The following is a 19546-nucleotide window of genomic DNA, read 5'->3' on the forward strand; positions in this document are numbered from 1 at the left end:
GTTATCTCATCTGAGATTAGTCGCTGTTTAACGATTTCCGAAAAACACCGTCCATTTTACGTAACTTTCAGCTTGTTGTGGCCTTCTTCCATTCGACACACCACCTTCAGACATGAAAAAGAGGCCCGCACATACACTGCGCGAGCCCCGTTCGGTCAGATTATCTCCCTATCCAACCTGTTGCATGTCTTACTTCGCCACATTCTCCGGGGTGTCGATCTCGAAGACGCCATAGCTCCAGCCGTGACGATGGTAGACGACGGACGGACGACCGGTCTCCTTGTTCACGAACAGGAAGAAGTCATGTCCAATCAGCTCCATCTCATACAGCGCCTCATCGATGGTCATCGGCTCCGCGATATGCAGCTTGCGACGGATGACAATCGGGGTGTCGCCTACTTGGACTTCGACGGACTCTCCCGGACCCAGCTCAGCGGCGACGGCTTCGGCCGGGCTGTTATTCGGCACTTCGACCGGCTCCTCAACTTCTGGAGTCGGCTCGACGACACCAAGATCGACCGGGACCGGATCGCTGTAGCCACGACGATGATCCTTGCGACGATCACGAGTGCGACGCAGACGGAGGGTCAGCTTGTCGAGCGCCATGTCCAGAGCGCTGAACTCGTCGGCGCTGGAAGCCTCGGCGCGCACCACGGTACGACCTGCGATGACGGTGATTTCAACGCGCTTGGCGGTGTCGGCCTGACGCGGATTGCCCTCGTGCGACAACACAATCTGAACACGCTGCGCATCCGGGGCGATAGCGGTCACACGATTCATCTTGCTTTCGACAACGTCACGGAACCTTTGCTTAATCTGCGTATGACGTCCGGTAACGACGATTTCCATGTGGACCTCCCTAGACTCAAGCGGTGTTACCCGCTATATACGGACCAAACAGCTGCTTCGCTGTTCGGTAGTCAACATTGTAGCCGCAACATTGTGATTTCACTGAAAAGTTGACGCAAGAAAAATAAAGTTTTTTTGATTTTCCTTTCGTCCGTTTTCTTGCTATCATAGTGCATTTGAGACCTCTTGATGGCCGCGACCGATCCGTCGGTTGAGGAACTTCCGGGCTCCATAGAGCACGATGGCGGATAACGTCCGCCCAGGGCGACCTGAGAGATAGCGCAGCAGAGAACAGACCGCTTATCGGTTTCGACCGGTAGGTAAGGGTGAAACGGCGGTGTAAGAGACCACCGGGCCACTGGTAACAGTCGGCCGCATGGCAAGCCTCATCGGGAGCAAGGCCAAGCAGAAGGCGTTTGAGGGCTGCTCGCCCGAAGCCTTCGGGTAGGCTGCTAGAGCCTGACGGCAACGTCAGGTCGAGATGGATGGCCATCCGTGTCTGAGGCACGACAGAACCCGGGGTATAAGAGGTCTCACTCCCTTATCACACCGACCGATTCCCGTGGCGAAACAGTGTTTGAAAACCGCATAACCACTATGCGAATCAGTCGTTTCAGACGAACAATTCCTGTGCGATTTTCCGCAGAACTTCAGGATTATGGCCTTTCCGCCCACCAGCACTCCAGAACCGTCTTTTACGCACCTCGACATCCAATCCAGCAGTTTTTCTTGCTGTCCGACGTCCCAGCTCCCATGCAGCCTCGGCGAACACGCCTTGGGATTCGGCCTCATCGCACACACGTTGCGCGAGCTGGCGGTCCACACCTTTGCGTTTGAGCTCCATGACCGCTCCCCTATACCCCATCAGTCGTGATGTGCAGTACCGCACCGCGGACTGGGCGTACGCCTCGTCGTCGATGAGACGGACCCGAATCAGTCTGACGATCACATCGTCCACCACCTCGGAGGCATACCCCTTGCCGATGAGTCGCTCCCGTATCGCGCCTGACGGACGCGGCGCCGCATCAAGCAGCCGAAGGGCCGCCTCCCTGCATGCATCCAAATCATTCGGATCGTCAGGAATCCGCGACACGCCGACTGCGACACGCCCTGCGTGTCGTGCGTGTCGCGCACGCCTCGGCGTGTCATTGCCGCCAATGGACGGAGTTCGGTCGTAATCGAATTCGGTTCGACCGGCCTGCGGCCGACCACCGCAGGGAAGGGCAAGGCCCCCAGCCTCGGATGATACCGGCTGGAGGCCCTGCTGTTCAAGAAATCGCTCAGCGCTGATCATACGTCACGCCTTGCCGGCTGACTTGGAAGCCTTTGCCGCGCCTTTGGCTGCTTCCGGCTTGCCAGCATCCGCTTTCGCCTTCTCCTCGCTTGTGGCATTAGACGCAGAAGCCTCATTACCATCTTCGGCAAATTGGTCGGTGGGCTCAATGAGACCAAACTCGGCCTTCACCTTATTCTCGATCTCTTCGGTAAGCTCCGGATTGTCTTTCAAGAATTGGCGCACGTTCTCACGGCCTTGACCCAGTTGGTCGCCACCATAGGTGAACCATGATCCGGACTTCTTCACGACATTGACCTGCAACGCCATGTCAAGTACGGAACCTTCCTTGGAAATGCCCTCGCCGTACAACACGTCGAATTCAGCGGTCTTGAACGGCGGAGCCATCTTGTTCTTGACGACCTTGACCTTGGTGCGATTGCCTACAGCCTCATCACCATTCTTGATGGTCTGGATACGTCGAATATCCATGCGGACGGACGAGTAGAACTTCAACGCCTTGCCGCCGGTGGTCGTTTCCGGATTGCCGAAGAACACACCGATCTTCTCTCGAAGCTGGTTGATGAAAATGGCGGTGGTGCCCGCCTGAGCCAAAGCGCCAGTCATCTTACGCAATGCCTGGCTCATCAGTCTTGCCTGCAAACCGACATGACTGTCGCCCATTTCACCTTCGATTTCGGCCTTCGGCACCAGTGCAGCCACTGAATCGATGACGATCACGTCAAGCGCACCAGAACGAATCAGCATATCCGCGATTTCCAGCGCCTGCTCGCCGTTATCAGGTTGGGAAACAATCAACGAATCAGTATCGACGCCGAGCTTGCGCGCATAGACCGGGTCAAGCGCATGTTCCGCATCGATGAACGCGGCGACGCCACCGTTTTTCTGGGCATTGGCCACCACATGCAACGCCAGTGTGGTCTTGCCGGAGGATTCCGGACCATAAATCTCCACGATACGGCCCTTCGGCAGGCCGCCGATACCCAATGCCATATCCAATGCCAGCGATCCAGTAGGAATCACCTCGACATCCTGCTCGGGACGATCGCCCAATCGCATGGCCGATCCCTTGCCGAAACTCTTCTCGACCTGCGCGAGCGCCGTATCAAGCGCGGCCTGACGACGCGGGTCGATGCCGTTCGCGGACTTGTTCTGTGCGGCTCCCTTTGCCGCGCTCGTCTGTGCCATGACTACTCCTTTTGCTGACTATGACGAATGGTGGCTTCACCGTAAGGCCACGGCATTCGTTCCCGCAAATCTAACGGCCGTTGTGGTCGGAGGATATGCGATCTAACGAGTCATAACCAACATTTCTTGGAAAATCAACGTTTTCACGCGATCTGAAGAATTTGGAAACAGCCCGTCTAGGTTGTTGTCTGTGGATAACTATATCCCAACATGCGAACATCTGTTCGAAGAGGCGTGTTGTGTTCGGAAAACGTCTCAGCGCACCGGCATAGGAGGCGCGTTATGGTCCTTGCCCCAACGCTGGGAATCGGGAATGCCCATCTGGTCGCATAACACATTCCAGACCACTCGCGGCTCCTCACCTGCGCCAAGCGCGTCCACCGCCGTCATGCCGCCAAGACGATCAAGCACCTGGTCATGCGCCAGCGCTCGACCATAGCTACGACCAAGCACCTCTTCAAGTAACTGCCAAAATTCACGTTCCTGCACGTGCCCCAGTGTACACAGACTTGAATCCATGTACAGGCACGAAAAACGCCCGGCGAACAATCGCCGGGCGTCAACCTTACATTCGAATCAGGCAGCCACAGAATCGAGATAGTCAGCCACCATGCGAAGCATCTGGGCTGTGGACAGCCCTAAGGACTGCGCGATGGACGACAGCAGTTCGGAACTGGCCTCCTTCTGGCCGCGCTCCACTTCGGAAAGGTACCCCAAAGACACCCCGGCCTTTTCGCTGACCTCGCGAAGCGTCTTATGATCTCGCGTGCGCAGGTCGCGCAGCACATGGCCTATGGCTTCACGCAGCGAAACCTCCTTAGCCTCATCGGGCTGTTCCTGAGCGTGCGGCACAGCATGCGTGCGTACCCGATCGGAGTCCTCTTCCTGCCACATTCGCGTCAATGCGGCCTGACGCTCATCCTTGGCCTTTTTCGCAGCGCGCGCACGAAGCACCTGCTGCTGCGCGAACATCACAGCGCGCCGCTGAGCCGGCGTAAGCTCCCTGACACGAGCTCCGGCAGCCTGCGCAGTCGCAGGAGCCATAGCCTTGAGTTCCCTCTGCTCTTTGGTGAGTGTCATCATTTCCATTCATCAGCCCCTTTTTCGTGCGTACGTCTGTCCACTATGGTCAACACTCATCTTTGTGGATTATTCCTGTGAATCCGCTGAAAGCTCCCTCAGCTTTTGCAGAATACAATGCACGACGCCGCGTCGCACGCTCTCCCTATCTCCCTGCAGGCGAAGCTCAAAAGCCTCCGTTCGCCGAGAGCGAACACCTCCGAACCCCTCCGGCAGGGAACAACCGACATATGCAAGACCTGCCGGTTTATTTCCATCAGGTCCAGGCCCCGCCACTCCCGTGGTCGACAATCCAATAACGCAGTCGCCATCCCCCTGCTGCCGATACAGCCTCGCCGTTCCGGCAGCCATCTGGCGGGCCACTTCAGGATGGACAGCCCCCTCGCTGCGCAGCAGTTCCGCATCTACGCCAAGAATCGAGGCCTTGGCACGAATGTCATACGTCACCGCGGAACCGAGAAAAACCTTCGACGCTCCCGGCACGCGCACGAAAGCGTCGGCCAACAGGCCTCCCGTCAACGATTCGGCGGCTGCGATCTTGAAATGGTTGGTTTCGCAATATGCAAGAACGGCCGCAGCCAATTCATCGCATTGCGATTGGTTGGCGGCAGCCGTCTGGTCCATAGATTCAGTCATGAATGCCTTACTTGGTTTCTTTTCCGGACTTGCCCGCGGACTTCTTACGGCCGCCGAACGTATTGACCAGATACTCGCCACCGGAATACAGGCAGAGAATCAGCGCAAGATAAATCAGCGCATACGTGATGGTGTAGTAGACGGTCATCCACATCGGGGTGTCGTTGACCCCTTCCGGCGCCAAGCTCCACATAGGCAGCATGAGCATGGCCAAACCAATGCACTGGCAGAGCGTCTTGTATTTGCCTGCCTGGGATGCGGCGATGACCTTGCCGCCCGTGTCGATCACAAAGAAGCGCATGACGGTGATGCCGATCTCACGAATCAGGAACAGGGCGGTCACGACCCATCCCAGCACCGGATTGCCAAATTCGTTGAAGATGGCGGCAACGATCAGTGTGCCGCAGGTGAGCAGCTTGTCGGCGATCGGGTCCATCAGCTTGCCAAGTTCAGTGACTTGGTTGTATTTGCGGGCCATCCAACCGTCAAGCTTATCGGTGCATGCCGCGATGATGAAGATGACAGCGGCAACCCAACGCATGGTGACGTTGTCCACGCCCCACGCGCCGGCTTTGGCGTACAGCGCCAAAAACACGATGACCAAAATGATACGAGAGAAGGTGACAAGGTTCGGCGGCGCGTTCCAGCCGTCAAGCAACGATGATTTGCGTTCTTCTTGCTTTTCCATACCGTTCACGTTACCCTGACACTTCTACTTGCTTACCAATTTGCGTTTCATACGGAGCGTTCCCCAGTCACATCGCCGCTTCGGAATCCGCCGCCGAAGAGACTCCCGAACTCAGCGACGAGATCTCACCCTTGATGAAGGCGAGCACCTGCGGCAAGTCCTGGGGCTGCACCAACACCTCGCGCGCCTTGGACCCTTCGGACGGCCCCACGACGCCACGTGACTCCAGCAGATCCATAAGGCGGCCAGCCTTGGCGAATCCGACACGCAGTTTGCGCTGTAACATGGACGTGGAACCGAACTGCGAGGTGACGACCAGTTCCGCCGCCTGCAGAAGCACATCCATATCGCCGCCGATGTCTTCGTCCGGCTCAATGGCCTTCTTGTCGGCTTCCTTGGCCATTTCTTCGATATCCTCACGGTAATGTGGCTTGCGCTGGGTGCGTACGAATTCCACGGCACGTCGGATCTCCGACTCGTCGACCCATGCGCCCTGCACACGCAACGGTTTGGCCTGTCCCATCGGCAGGAACAGCGCATCGCCCTGTCCAATCAGAGTTTCCGCGCCAGTGGAGTCGAGAATGACTCGAGAATCAGTGGCCGACGAGGTCGCGAACGCCAAACGCGAAGGAATGTTCGCCTTGATCAGGCCGGTGACCACATCGACCGATGGACGCTGGGTGGCGAGCACCAGATGCACGCCTGCAGCTCGTGCCAGCTGCGTGATGCGTTGGATGGAGCTTTCCACATCATTCTTGGCCACCATCATCAGATCGGCCATCTCGTCGACGACCACCAGAATGTACGGATATGGAGCGACCTTGCGCTTCGATCCGGCAGGGGCATGCACCTTGCCGGCGCGCACGGCAGCATTGAAGTCCTTGATATGGCGGAATCCGAAGAATTCAAGATCGCTGTAACGAGCATCCATCTCCTTGACCACCCATTCGAGCGCCTGCGCAGCCTTCTTCGGATCGGTGATGATCGGCGTGAGCAGATGTGGAATACCCGCGTATGCCGATAGTTCCACTCGCTTCGGATCGACCATGATCATGCGCACCTGATCCGGCGTCGCCCTCATGATCACGGATGTCAGCATGGAGTTGATGAAGCTGGACTTACCGGAACCGGTGGCGCCTGCCACCAGAAGATGCGGCATCTTGGTGAGGTCCGCCGTTACAAAATGGCCTTCCACATCCTTGCCCACGCCTGTGAGCATCGGGTTCGGATCATTCCTTGCCTTGTCCGAGCGAAGCACGTCGCCAAGCACCACGGTTTCACGGTCGGTGTTCGGTATTTCGATGCCGATGGCGGACTTGCCTTCGATCACCGACAGGATGCGCACGTCGGAACTGGCCACCGCGTAGGCGATGTTCTTCTGCAGATTGGTGACCTTCTCCACTTTCACACCCGGACCAAGCTCCACCTCATACATGGTCACGGATGGGCCTCGCAGAAAGCCGATGACTTTAGCGTCGACATTGAACTGCTGGAATGTGACCGTAAGCGCGCGAATCACACGATCGTTCTCCGGAGTGTGCACGGCATGCGGCGCGCCTTGCTTCAGCATGCCGAGATCAGGCAGATGATAGGGGCCCTCCGGAATCTCACCGGACTCGTCGGAAACGCCCTCTCCGTTCGATCCGGCATCCAGATCGTTCACGACCTCATTGGTCGCCGCATCGACCATGACCTGCGACCCGTTGGACGTGCCGTCCTCGTCGATGACGGCCCACGGGTCCCCTACAGCCACGCCAACGGATTTGATCTCGTCGGACGCCGCCTGGCCGGCAACCGTCGGAATGGTTTCCGGGATCTGCGGCATGGTGCCGCTCGCCAAACCGATTGGGTCAGAGGAAAGGGAACGCACCACAGGCGTCTGCGGCATGGCGACGGTTCCACCGAAATCCTGAGCGGAATGTTCGTCGGATGAAATGCTGCGCGGCCGCGAGACGCTCTGGTATGGTTCGTCAAGCATGGTTTCCGCCGTTTCGCCATGCCGTTCGGCAGCATTACGAAACGCCTCATCACCGTCGTAATGATCGAGTCCGTCCTGAGCGCCCTGCTTCTTGGATTTCGATGATATCCATTGCTTTATGAGGGAGAACGGCATCGGCTTCTTCTTTTCAGCCGCCACATCGTCGGCTCCATTATGCGCCGGCACGCCTTCTGCGAACGACAGCGTGGTATCTCCTATACGCACTTCGTTCGGGAATTGCTCGGTCTCGTCATCAACCTTTTTATTTGCACCGAATCCAAAACGGACCTTCAATGCACGTACTTTGTCGGGAATCTCTTGAACCCCTGTATTGGTAATCAGCAACAACGAGAACAAAATGACGACCACGAAAATAACGATGGCGAACGCCTTGGAAAGCCCCCATGCCAACGGGCAGCCAAGCACATAGCCGAGCAGACCTCCCGCATTCTGCAGCAACGCCATGTCGAAACCTTGGGCGTCGGACGCGAGCGCCGCGTCGAGTATGGAGCAGACGGACCACAGAATCATGGACCACCCCGCCACCATACGCACATTGCCGCTTTTGCGCTTGGTCTCATATATGAGGCTGAATGCCACCAGCGCCAAAAAGACCGGCAGGATGACGCTCATCAGACCAAACAGGCCGGAAGCCAAGGCGTGGAGCATCCGGCCGAACACGCCCTGCACCCGGAACCATTCCGAAGCGCAGAACATTACCGCGAGAATCACCAGAATAAAACATGCGATATCACGTCCGTACTTGGTCAAGACACCCATCACAGGCGACGGCTCGACCGCGTCCATGACCTTGGTCTCGCCGGAACGTGCCTTGCCCGTGGACCCTTTGCCGCCGGATTTCGTATTGGAAGATGCTGTTCGTGCCATAACGGTCATGATTTTACCCATGGGATGCGCCATGACATGGCACTTCCTCGAATCGCACACATTTTCTAACTTAAGTGAACACGCAATTTCACTGATTGGATTCCGCCAAGATCGTCACCGTCAAGTTGGGTGCCAAGCCGGAGAAGACCGTGGATAAGGTGGAAAGCTTCGACGAATACGGCAGCGGGAGTTTCATTTCAGGCGAGGTCTCCGAGATGATGCTGGGTGTAGGCGTCCGCCTGCGCGTCTATGGCGTCATAGGCACCTGCATCGGCATGTTCGATGATGGCCATCGCATTGTCTAGCAGCGCCGGATTGAGCGCTTGGAGCCAGTGGATGCGCGGGTCACGACCGAACCATCCCATCTGCTTGCGTGCCAGACGCTTCGTTTTCTGCGCAATGTCCATGAACGTGTCGTTCAGGTCACGCAACCCGTCCAAATAGTCGACGACCTGCTGGTAACCGAGCGCTTTGGCTGCGGTGATGCCCAGCTTGGGACGGATACGTTCCACTTCTTCGATGAATCCGCCTTCGAGCATCTGCTTGGTGCGAATATCGATACGACGGTCCAGTTCCTCACGCGGCAGATCGAGACCGATTTGCACGGTGGGGATGACGTACCGGTAGTGCGGAAGGCTTGCCGAATAGGGTCGTCCCGTCACTTCGATGACTTCCAGCGCACGGATGGTACGCCTTGGATTGTGCGGGTCCATGCGCGCCGCCGCTTCGGGATCCTTGGCTTTCAGCTCGTCGAACAGCGCGCCCGCACCTTCGGTTTTTTCCCGTTCCTCAAGCGCCATACGTACTTGCGGGTTGGTGCCGGGGAAGGAGATGTCGTCGATGGCGGCCCGTGCGTACAGGCCAGAGCCTCCGACGAGGATCGGACGCACTCCCCTGGCCTGTAGTTCGGCTATTTTCTCGCGGGCGAGCTCTTGGAACCTCGCCACGGACATGGCGTCGTCCGGTTCGATGATATCGATGAGATGATGCCTGACCTGCGCCTGCTCCTCAAGGCTTGCCTTGGCCGTGCCGATATCCATGCCCCGATACATCTGGTATGCGTCGGCGTTGATGATTTCCGCCTGTTCGCCTTTGCGCGCCAACGCTTTGGCGACGGCAATGCCCAACCCGGTTTTGCCGGATGCGGTTGGTCCGACAATGGATACGACCTTGCGCTGCATCGCAGGATCGGCGTCTCCTGTTTTGTCTGTTTTCTCAAAGGTCTGTTCAGTGTCGAACGGCATAGGTCTGCCCCGCCTTCGGATCGGGATCGGCGATGAGGTTGTGACGCCCAGCGTGGGTGATGGTGGCGGTCACGAAATCGCCTACCTGCGGCATCGGCTCGCCTTCGGGCACACCGACATGCACGAGCACGCCGGTTTTCTCGCGCCCGGTGACACGATGGGTCGCGGCGTCCTTCTTGCCAGATGCGCCGGTGACCATCACTTCGACGTCACGGCCTTCGAAGGTTTTGAGATTTTCTTCGGTGATGCGTTCCTGCAATGCCACGAGTCGTTCGAACCGGTCTTGGACCACGTCGTGCGGCACCTGCTCCATTTCGGCTGCCGGAGTGCCTGGGCGCGGCGAATAGATGAAGGTGAATGCGGACGCGAATCTCGCCTCTTCCACCACACGCAAGGTTTTCTGGAAGTCCTCTTCGGTTTCACCCGGGAAACCGACGATGATGTCGGTGGAGATCTGCGCATCCGGCATGGCCTCACGGATTTTACGCAGAATGTCAAGGAACTTCGCGGAACGATACGAACGGCGCATGGCGCGCAGGATTCGGTCGGATCCGGACTGCAGCGGGAAGTGCAGCTGGTGCATGACATTGGGCGTTTCGGCCATGGCTGCGATCACGTCGTCGGTGAAGGCGGCGGGATGCGGCGAAGTGAACCGCACGCGCTCCAATCCTTCGATCTCACCGCATGCGCGCAGTAGCTTGGAGAAGGCGAAACGGTCGCCGATGCCGTAACCGAACGAGTTCACGTTCTGGCCGAGTAGCGTGACTTCCTTGGCGCCTTCGTCCACGCACTGGCGGATTTCGGCAAGAATGTCTCCCGGGCGACGATCATGTTCCTTGCCTCGGGTGGTAGGCACGATGCAGAACGTGCAGGTGTTGTTGCATCCCACGGAGATGGCCACCCAGCTTGACACCTTCGACGCGCGGTCGGTGGGCAGCTGGCTTGGAAAGTAGTTGAGTTCCTCTTTGACCTTGACCTGCGCATGGCCTTCGATGCGCGCCTGGTCAAGCAGCTGAGGCAGGGAACCAATGTTCTTGGTACCGAACACGGCATCGACCCAAGGGGCCTTTTTTGCGATCTTCTCACGGTCGAGCTGTGCCATGCATCCGCCGACTGCGATCTGCAGGTTCGGACGCTGGCGCTTCAGTTCGGCCCACAGGCCGATGGTGCCGTACATGCGTTCCGCCGCGTTTTCTCGCACCGCGCATGTGTTCATGACGATGAGGTCCACGTCATGATCGAGGTATTGTTCTTCGGTGGCGGGCACATAGCCATCCGCTTCGAGCACACCCGCGATGCGTTCGGAATCGTGCACGTTCATCTGGCATCCGAGGGTGTGTACGTAGAACACGCCCTTGCCTCGCGTGGCGGTGTCTTCTGTGGCAGGTTCCGCAAGTTTCGAGGCGCGCTCCGCCTCGGTCATCATGTCTTCGTTCATAGCATTCCATGCTATCGGCAGGGATTCCCATCACGCGCCGTATGCACCTTAATGCAGCGTGGCATGCGGTGGAATTGGAGGGATGACGGCGCTTTCAGCGCTTTTTCAGTTTTTCCGCGCTCCTTTTGGGTACACTATGGAACCGTGATACTTGATAGACAGAGCCGCATCAATACCAGTGAACTGCAAGCACGGCTGAAGTCGGTGACTTTCGACGATGGTCCGTTGCCTTCCGATCAGATTACCGAGTTCATTGATCAAATGCAGGTGTATGAGGGCGCGATGTATGAGATCAGCACCAAACTGGAGATTCTCGATTCCGAGTTCCAGGTGCGTTTCTCCCATAATCCCATCCATCACATGGAACGCAGGTTGAAGTCCATCAATTCCATTCTCGGCAAGTTGAGGCGCAAGGATCTGCCGTTGACGGTGGAGTCGGTCAAGGACAATCTGTTTGACGTGGCAGGCATTCGCGTGATCTGCAATTATCGCGATGACGTGTATTCGGTGTCGAATTATCTGTCCGCGCAGAACGATATTCAGGTGTTGCGTGTGAAGGATTATATTAAGAATCCGAAGCAGAATGGATATCGTTCGCTGCATGTGATTTATGCGGTTCCCGTTTTTCTATCTTCCGGACCGCATTACACGCCTGTGGAGGTGCAGTTCCGCACCATCGCCATGGATTATTGGGCGAGTTTGGAGCATGCGCTGCGTTATAAGACGGATTTGCCTGACGCGAAGCTGTCGGAGCATTCGCAGACGTTGCTTGATTGCGCGAGAAGTCTGCAGAATGTCGAAGCGCAGATGCAGAACATTCATCGCGATATCAATGGCGCGCCGCAGGTTGGCGAGGCCCCTAAGGCCGGCTGACGTCTGCCGGTTTGCGTTTGGCCGCATGCAGGAGCTGGTCGATGGGCAGCTGGGCGAGTATGGTGCCCGCGAAAATGAGCGCGCAGCCGAGGTAGGCTCGAGTGGTCATGATTTCGCCCAGCAGAAGCGCCCCTCCGACTGCGGAGAAGAACGATTCGAGCGACATGATCACGGACGCTCTGGTCGGGGGCACAAGTTGTTGGCCTATGACCTGAAGCGTATAGGCTACGCCAGCGGAGCAGACGCCCGCGTAGACGATGGCGATCCAGCTTTGCGCGGCACCGGCCCAGTCGATGGATCCTTCGATGATAGAGCCAATCCAGCTGATGATCGCGGTGGTGGTGATCTGCCCGAATGAAAGCAGGATGGGGTCCATGTCTCGTCCAAAGGTGTCTATGACGAGGATGTGCCCGGCGAAGAGGACTGCGGTGAACAGCAGCACCATGTCCGCCAGGGTGATGGATCCGAATCCGTCGGTGACGCACAGCAGGTAGAAGCCGATAACGGAGATGGCGACGCTGATGATGACGCTGAGGTGCACTCGTCGACGCAATATGATGAAGGCCAGCAGTGGCGTCATGACGATGTATAGAGCGGTGATGAAGCCGGACCGTCCCGCCGATCCGGAGTAAAGGATGCCGTATTGTTGGACGGTGCTTGCGGTGAAAAGCACGATTCCGCAGATGATGCTGACCACGATGGGATTGCCGGCCCATTTCGGCATGGCGACGATTGCGCCGTTACCGAGGGTGATGGACGGTTTTCCCTGGGTTTCACGGCGTTTACGCTCTTGTTCCGCTATGGTGCTGCGGCGAAACCAAAGCAACGGTATCAGAGAAATGGATCCGAGGGTGAATCGGGTGGCTCCGAAGAACAGCGGTGTTGTGGAGTCCATGCCTTGCACTTGCGACACGAATGCGAATCCCCAAATGAGGGCCGCCAGTACGAGGCATGCCATGCCGCCAATCTCTTTTCTCTGCATGAGCACCCACCGTAAAGCATGTCTTTGACCAACGGATAAAGCCTGGCCACATTCTGGTCAGGCTTTATCCGTTACGTTGACCGAGGAGCAATGCCAATAATGTCCCATCAAAGGCTGAAAGCCAAATGACGCGTGCGTCCCCAAAACGCACCGAAGGAAGGCGCACGAAGGTACGCCGACTGAGGAGCAATGCCGGGGACGCTCCGTCATTTGGATTTCAGTCGCGATTGCCGAGGAGTTGGAGAATATACATGAACATGTTCACGAAATCCAAATACAGATTCAGTGCGCAAAGGATGGAAACCTTCTTGACCATTTCGGGGCCTTGGGCGGAATACTGTTCAAGCATGGCGCGGGTGGCTTGGGCGTCGTAGACGGTCATGCCGGCGAAGAGCAGAAGTCCGATGGCAGAGACGATCATGAGGGTGGTGTTGCCGGGGGCGAAGATCATGAGAATCACTTCGGCGATGATAAGCACGATGAGGCCGACGAAAAGGATGGGGCCGGCCTTGAGCATGTTGATCTTGGTGGTGCGTCCGAACATGGTGAGCGCGAAGAAGAAGCCGGCGCACAATGCGAGGGAAATGCCGATGGTGCCAAGATCGTAGGCCATGAAGATGGTGCTGAGGGTGAAGCCCATGAGCGCCGCATACACGTAGAACATGACGTATGCGGTGGAGACCTTCATTGTATGGATGCGCGCGCCAAGGTAGATGGCAAGCACGATTTCAATGACGGCGGGGGCGAAGATGCCGATGATGCCCGTGGTTTGGATGAGTGCCAGGTACGCGCCGCTCATTTGGGTGATGATGGCGACCACGGCAGTGACGATCAAACCAAGGGTCATGTGCGTGTATGCGCTGTTGACGGAACTGCGTTCGGCCTGCTCGTAGGAATAGGTGGCCTGCACGTTGACTGCGGCGGTACCGTTGGGCGCATAGGCGTACTGTGGCTGCGCATTGTACTGGTTGTACTGTTGGTTGTACTGGTATTGATTGTTGAAGCCGTTATTCTGGGCGTTGTTACCCTGGGGCTGCTGACCGAATGCCATAATCGCTCCTTTTTGCTCGATTGCGCATCACGATACGGCATTTTCCTGACGATTTCATGAATATTGGCTTAATCTCATGATTTCTTCAAAGCCCGCATAGGTTTCGCGTTCGACACGGGGAGTGTGCCGGACGCGAAAGACTGGGACATGCCATGTCAGATGGCGAACTTGTACGTCACTTTGGCGGTGTCGCTGAAATCGAGAAGGTTCGTCACGTCGACGGTGATTTCGGAATCGTCTTTAAGCACATATCCGAGGGTTACCGTGCCGGTTGCTCCTGGCTGCAGTTCAGACAGATAGGAGCCGGAATCGTAGCCTTCCGGATTGTCCAAGTACATGGCGGTGTCGAGTTCCTGACCGTTTTGGAACACTTTCGGATTAGCCAGCACGGCGAAGGAGTTGTTCTTATCGGTATTGTTGGTCCACTCGTAGGTGACGAGCACGGTCGGCTGATTGTTGTAGTCGTTGCCGGAACGCACTGCGGATACGATTTTGACGTGCATATCGGTGAGATCGCCTTCCATGTCTTGCTCGCCTTTCGCCTTGGTGTCGGTTTTGGTGGAATCATCGGTTTTGGCGTCCTTATCGGCGTCCGCCGACGAGGATTGCGACGTGCTTGTGCCCGTGATGTCGTCAAGCGCCTTGCTGGCGGCCGATTGCATGGCCAAGGTGATGACGATGGCCAACACCGACAGCACCGCCGCGACTATGGACAGGGCTTTGCCACGCTTTTTGCCTCGGAACGTGCCCACGATGGCCACGATCGCCAATACCGCGCCGACGAGTCCGAAGATCGCCGCGATGTTGTTGATGATTGGAATGAAGCTCAGCACCAAGCCGAGCGCGCCGAACACCACTCCCACGATGCCACATACCGTCGTGCCTTGCGGAGCCGGGGACGGCATGATCGGCGCGGGTCTCATACCGTTCGGCGCTGCCGGGCCGCCGTTGGGAATCGGAGCATTGTTGAACTCACTCATGATCTTTTTCTTTCTTCTCGAAGTGGTCGGAACACTTTCGAGCCTACGGGATCGGCTTCGTTCCCGGTATTGGACGAAAGTCCATTCCTGCCTGCACTTTGGGGCGCGCGGCTTGCGCCATCATGCCCGATAGCTCAATGGCATGTTTCCATGAGTATGCCGATAATGGGAGTCATGAGCGTGATCACAAACCCTTCCACCGCCGAAGTGCCAGTGCGCACCAGAATCTGGTGCACGGTGCCGATGGTGGTGTGCGCGAGTTTCGCCTGTCTGGCGCAGGTGTCTTTCGCATCCCAACAGTATGCGCAGGATAGTGCCCCCTACTTGTGGATGATCGCGTGCGTGCTCGTTGCGATCCCTTCGGGTTTGATTCTTCTGGCTCGCAACAGTTACCCGCAAGCCGTGTTCTGGACCGCATGCCTACTGGTGGTGGCGCTCCCCTACGATTCGCTGATCGCGCTTATGGCGTTGACTTCTCTGCTTGCGCGGAGACAGGGAACCAAAGTGACGCTTCGATCAGTGCTTGCCGCGGCGACAACGACGATCTGGTCCCAGGTGCGAGACGCTTTGCATCCTGCCGAGGCTTCGATCTGGCATGCGATCTTCTCCAAACCATATACCGGAGTTCGGTATGGCAATACCATGGTGATGCTTGTCGACGAAAGAACGATCATCGCGAGCGCCGTTGTGGTTGCCCTGATTGCGGTGGCGATCGCCACATTGGCCGGATTGCATATTCGCTCGCGCGCCCTTGCGCGCGTGGCCGAAGCGAAGGCTCAGTCGGCCAACGAGCAGGTGAGCAGGTTGCGGACCACGCTTGACAATCAGCAGCTTGCCGATGCGATAGCCGCGGAAGCGCATGATACGTTGGCTCATTCGCTGTCGTTGCTTGCATTGAATGCGAGCGCTTTGCAGGCCGAGTCTAGGAAATTGAAGGCTGAGGCCGAGCAGTTGGGCAATGCCAATGTGGCTGGTATGGCTGGAAAGATCGCCGGCACTACCGAGGATATTCGCAGGCAGGCCTCCGGCGCGTTGGATGAGGCGCATAGTGTGATTGACATGCTTCGTCATCCGGAGGATGCTCGCCTGCAGTTGGCTGCGAATGATGCCGAAGCGTCGTTGACCCGTGACTCATTGCTGCAGTTGATTGGCGACGCCCGTGCCGCGAATATGCGGATTGATACGTGGATCGACGTTCAACAGCTGGGGCAGTTAGATGAGTCCATCGGCGTGATTGCGTATCACGTGGTACAGGAGGGATTGACCAATGTGCGCAGGCATGCGCCTGGCGCTCCGGTGTCGTTGCAGGTCGATGCGAACCCCCCGCAAGGGGTGCATGTGCACGTCAGCAATCCGACGATGCCGCAATCCCCCTCGCATATGGCAGACACCAGGAAGGGGGCCGGTCTTCCTGGTTTGGCCAAACGCATACAGCAGGCTGGCGGAACATGCCAATACGGTTTTGACCAACATAACGTCTTCCACCTTGATGTACGACTACCATGGGTTGGGTGAGCACCGAACGCAACCATGACGAGCAGCCGATCACCGTCGGCGTGATTGATGATGATCCGATGATCTGCCAGATGATGCGTCTGATTTTGGAGGATTATTCCTCCGGACGCATCAGCGTTGCCTTCGCCTGCACCAACGCAGCAGACGCCATCGAACATGCGTCGCACAATCCTCCTGATGTCGTGCTGGCTGATATCGCCATGCCCGGCATGGATGGCATTGAAGCCACTCGTCAGCTCCGCATGCTTCCCGATCCTCCGCATGTGCTTATTCTGACGTCGCTGAGTCCAAACAACACGGTGGAACGCGCCATCGAAGCGGGCGCGGAAGGATTCGTATCGAAAACGGACGCTCCGGAAGATATCATCCGCCGTGTGGCCGACGTGTGCGAAGGGGAGCCACAGTTCAATCCGGCAAGTCAACGGCAGCTCATCGGCGATTTGCATCAGCACCAGCCTCAGTCGCGGCGCGATGAGGCCCGTGCCATGCTCGACGCCTTGCCGGAACGCGAACGCGAAGCGGTGATTCTCGCGGCCGAGGGCTTCACCAATGCGGAAATCAGCGAGAAAATGTTCATTTCAGAACGCACGGTCAAAGCGCATATTTCATCCGCCGCAGATAAACTCTGCATGGGCCGCGTGCAGATGGCCCGTTTGGTAGAACGAGCCGACCTGCCGCCACGACTATGACATCATACACTCGTACACTTGAACACAGAGCAACGCAATGAGGGGAACGCCATGTCAATCAGTGCAACGGAAAAGCCTTTAGGCAAAATCTTCACTTCGGATTACCGGTTCGTAATCCCATCATTCCAACGCGCATATACTTGGCAAACGGAAAACATCGCGCAACTGGTCACCGATCTGCAGGACGCATGCCACGACCCAGACACGCCGTATTTCCTTGGATCGCTGATCCTCGTCCATGATGGACAAACCAAATACCAAGTCATCGATGGACAGCAACGCCTCATCTCACTTTCCATCATCATTTCCGTGCTCCGCGATCTGGAAGACGACCCCGAACTCGTGGAAAGCCTCAACGACCTCATCGTCGAGCCAGGAGACAAACTACGCGGCATCAAAGCCGAACCACGTCTCAAACTCCGCGAACGCGACACCAACTTCTTCCGCATGTACGTGCAGGAAGGCGATCTGGAGGGACTGTTCGATCTGCGCGACAACGATATCGAATCGCACGCGCAACGCAACATCGCCATCAACACCAGACAAGTGTTCGACGAACTCGCGAAAATGCCCACACAAGACCGCCGCGCATTCGCATCATACCTCGTCAACGAAGTCACCCTCGTCATCGTAACCACCGACGATCTCGCCGGCGCACACCGTATTTTCGACGTCATGAACATGCGCGGAGTTCCCCTCACCGCATCCGACGTGTTCAAAGCAAGAACCATCGCCGAAATCTCCCCCGCCGCACGCAACGCCTACGCTTCACGCTGGGACGACATCATGGATCCACTCGGCGACGACGCACAGACGCTCGAAGAATTCTTCAGCGACATCCATCTCATCATCTCGCACAAAGCCGTCTGCACACAACTACTTGAGGAATTCCGCAAGGACGTGCTCAAACCATTCGTCAAAAAGCAGAACGTCATCTCCTTCATCGACGACCTGCTCGCACCCTACGCCAACGCCTGGCGCATCATCGAACACCCGACCGACGCCAACCTGCCAGACGATATCATTGGCCAACTCGTATCCCTCAACGACTACCAAACCACCGACTGGAAACCAGTAGCCATGTGGGCGCTCGTCAACTCCATACGCAACCTCGGCAATCCCGACACACGCATATTCTCCACGCCGGGCACACACACTGCCGCAGCCTCGCGCACGTCGAACAAAAACCTCGAGGAACCTCAACTCCACGACCTTGAACGACTTCACGACGTACTCGCGGCCCTAGAACGCGTAACCGGCGTGGACAGTCTCAACAGGCAAACCCCGCTCAACCGACGCACACGCGCAGCCAGCACCATTCGCGACCTCGATAAAAACCACACCATCCAACAAATCCGAGGATTACTCATCACCGACGAAGACCGCCGCAACGCGCTCGCGCATCTGCGTGGCGACCTGCAGACCAGTCCCGCCATGAAGAAACTGCTTCTGGTTCGGGCCAACGAGCAGCGGGCCGGGCATCGTATCACCCGACCACGCAGCCTCAACGCGCTGCCGATCATGCCGGAACAGGTCGCCTCCGACTCATCGTTTGCATCATGGTCTGAGGCGACACGCGACCATTGGGTCAACCGCATCGGCAATCTTGCGCTCAGTCAGGCTAATGACAAGCAGATCGCGGGATTGGCATCCTATACGGACCGTCGTGACCGTATGCTGCTGTCGGCGAGTTCCAAACGCTTCCCGCTCACCGCCGAGCTTGCCGACATTGCGGACTGTACGCCACAAACCTTGCAATACCGCCAGGATGAAACCATTCGTCTGATCGCCGATTATTGGAATATCCGTTACGATGCCGAGCGCAATGACCTATCCACGCTCAGTGAGGAGTCGTTGCGAGTCACGGACACGTCCACCTCCCCAACATCCAAACGCGTGTCCATCGCGCAGGTGCTCGCCGCTGGTCTGCTCATTCCCGGTGAGACGCTGGTATGGGACCGACCGCGCAAGGGCGAACGTTGGGTGGCTACCGTCACCGCCGAAGGCAAGCTTCGACTGGATGACGGCAGCGAGTACTCCACACCAACCGCAGCGGCCCGTGCCGTCGGTGGCGGTTCGGCGGGATTGACCGTGTGGAAGCGCACGTCGAACGGTCAGAAGCTTAGCGACGTGTGGAAGGCCTATCGCCTACGCAAGCGCTGAAAACGTTGTT

17 protein-coding genes and 1 other RNA gene are annotated in these 19546 nt (G+C 57.5%); 5 read left to right on the plus strand and 13 right to left on the minus strand.

The window, feature by feature from the left end; genetic code table 11:
- Nucleotides 1-189: 189 nt before the first annotated feature.
- The gene (gene raiA / locus KSY55_RS07085) at nt 190-849 is read right to left on the minus strand and encodes a ribosome-associated translation inhibitor RaiA (RefSeq protein WP_004220442.1); all 660 of its coding nucleotides are present in this window, start codon (nt 847-849) and stop codon (nt 190-192) included.
- Nucleotides 850-1026: 177 nt separating this feature from the next.
- On the opposite strand from raiA, the gene rnpB reads away from it, so the two are divergent.
- Nucleotides 1027-1389, plus strand: an RNA gene (rnpB, locus tag KSY55_RS07090) — RNase P RNA component class A.
- 73 nt (nt 1390-1462) lie between these two features.
- Here rnpB and KSY55_RS07095 read toward each other — a convergent pair.
- The 9 genes from KSY55_RS07095 to miaB form a co-directional block, all read right to left on the minus strand.
- Nucleotides 1463-2143, minus strand: coding sequence for a regulatory protein RecX (locus KSY55_RS07095; RefSeq protein WP_117754559.1), 681 nt, complete (start codon nt 2141-2143; stop codon nt 1463-1465).
- Nucleotides 2144-2146: 3 nt separating this feature from the next.
- Entirely contained in the window at nt 2147-3331 is a 1185-nt protein-coding gene (recA, locus tag KSY55_RS07100; RefSeq protein WP_004220446.1) for a recombinase RecA, read from the minus strand.
- Nucleotides 3332-3586: 255 nt separating this feature from the next.
- A complete protein-coding gene (locus KSY55_RS07105; protein WP_004220448.1) occupies nt 3587-3850 on the minus strand; it encodes a DUF3046 domain-containing protein in 264 nt (87 codons plus the stop codon).
- Between the two features lie 57 nt (nt 3851-3907).
- On the minus strand, nt 3908-4420 hold the full coding sequence (locus KSY55_RS07110; protein WP_004220462.1) for a helix-turn-helix domain-containing protein: 513 nt from the start codon (nt 4418-4420) through the stop codon (nt 3908-3910).
- Nucleotides 4421-4480: 60 nt separating this feature from the next.
- A complete protein-coding gene (locus KSY55_RS07115) occupies nt 4481-5047 on the minus strand; it encodes a CinA family protein (protein WP_022245136.1) in 567 nt (188 codons plus the stop codon).
- Between the two features lie 7 nt (nt 5048-5054).
- Nucleotides 5055-5735 carry a CDP-diacylglycerol--glycerol-3-phosphate 3-phosphatidyltransferase gene (pgsA, locus tag KSY55_RS07120; protein WP_034881071.1) on the minus strand — a complete coding sequence of 227 codons (681 nt, stop codon included), beginning with the start codon at nt 5733-5735 and terminating at the stop codon, nt 5055-5057.
- A 67-nt stretch (nt 5736-5802) separates the two neighbouring features.
- Nucleotides 5803-8601, minus strand: a complete 2799-nt coding sequence (locus KSY55_RS07125) for a DNA translocase FtsK (RefSeq protein ID WP_065435173.1) — start codon at nt 8599-8601, stop codon at nt 5803-5805.
- Between the two features lie 197 nt (nt 8602-8798).
- On the minus strand, nt 8799-9782 hold the full coding sequence (gene miaA, locus KSY55_RS07130) for a tRNA (adenosine(37)-N6)-dimethylallyltransferase MiaA (protein WP_217749649.1): 984 nt from the start codon (nt 9780-9782) through the stop codon (nt 8799-8801).
- 46 nt (nt 9783-9828) lie between these two features.
- Nucleotides 9829-11283: a tRNA (N6-isopentenyl adenosine(37)-C2)-methylthiotransferase MiaB gene (gene miaB / locus KSY55_RS07135; RefSeq protein WP_055063491.1), complete on the minus strand. Its 1455-nt coding sequence runs from the start codon at nt 11281-11283 to the stop codon at nt 9829-9831.
- 144 nt (nt 11284-11427) lie between these two features.
- On the opposite strand from miaB, the gene KSY55_RS07140 reads away from it, so the two are divergent.
- Complete coding sequence (locus KSY55_RS07140) at nt 11428-12156, plus strand: GTP pyrophosphokinase family protein (RefSeq protein ID WP_033524063.1); 729 nt, start codon at nt 11428-11430, stop codon at nt 12154-12156.
- Here KSY55_RS07140 and KSY55_RS07145 read toward each other — a convergent pair.
- From KSY55_RS07145 to KSY55_RS07155, 3 genes are all read right to left on the minus strand, one after another.
- On the minus strand, nt 12143-13138 hold the full coding sequence (locus KSY55_RS07145) for a DMT family transporter (RefSeq protein ID WP_055063492.1): 996 nt from the start codon (nt 13136-13138) through the stop codon (nt 12143-12145). The two genes, KSY55_RS07140 and KSY55_RS07145, sit on opposite strands and share 14 nt — an antisense overlap.
- A gap of 217 nt (nt 13139-13355) precedes the next feature.
- Nucleotides 13356-14189 carry a Bax inhibitor-1/YccA family protein gene (locus KSY55_RS07150; RefSeq protein ID WP_004220475.1) on the minus strand — a complete coding sequence of 278 codons (834 nt, stop codon included), beginning with the start codon at nt 14187-14189 and terminating at the stop codon, nt 13356-13358.
- A gap of 155 nt (nt 14190-14344) precedes the next feature.
- Nucleotides 14345-15112 (minus strand): DUF5067 domain-containing protein, encoded by a 768-nt coding sequence (locus KSY55_RS07155; protein WP_065435171.1) that lies wholly within the window; start codon nt 15110-15112, stop codon nt 14345-14347.
- 231 nt (nt 15113-15343) lie between these two features.
- On the opposite strand from KSY55_RS07155, the gene KSY55_RS07160 reads away from it, so the two are divergent.
- Genes KSY55_RS07160 through KSY55_RS07170 form a run of 3 tightly spaced genes read left to right on the plus strand, consistent with a single transcriptional unit; the run spans nt 15344 to nt 19536 of the window.
- Nucleotides 15344-16684, plus strand: coding sequence for a sensor histidine kinase (locus KSY55_RS07160; protein ID WP_033524064.1), 1341 nt, complete (start codon nt 15344-15346; stop codon nt 16682-16684).
- The gene (locus tag KSY55_RS07165) at nt 16672-17373 is read left to right on the plus strand and encodes a response regulator transcription factor (RefSeq protein WP_004220482.1); all 702 of its coding nucleotides are present in this window, start codon (nt 16672-16674) and stop codon (nt 17371-17373) included. Before KSY55_RS07160 ends, KSY55_RS07165 begins: the two co-directional genes overlap by 13 nt.
- Nucleotides 17374-17424: 51 nt before the next feature.
- A complete protein-coding gene (locus KSY55_RS07170; protein ID WP_022245139.1) occupies nt 17425-19536 on the plus strand; it encodes a DUF262 domain-containing protein in 2112 nt (703 codons plus the stop codon).
- The last annotated feature ends 10 nt before the right edge of the window (nt 19537-19546 follow it).

It is taken from the genome of Bifidobacterium sp. MSK.13.1, assembly GCF_019131435.1.
GTDB classification, from domain to species: domain Bacteria; phylum Actinomycetota; class Actinomycetes; order Actinomycetales; family Bifidobacteriaceae; genus Bifidobacterium; species Bifidobacterium pseudocatenulatum.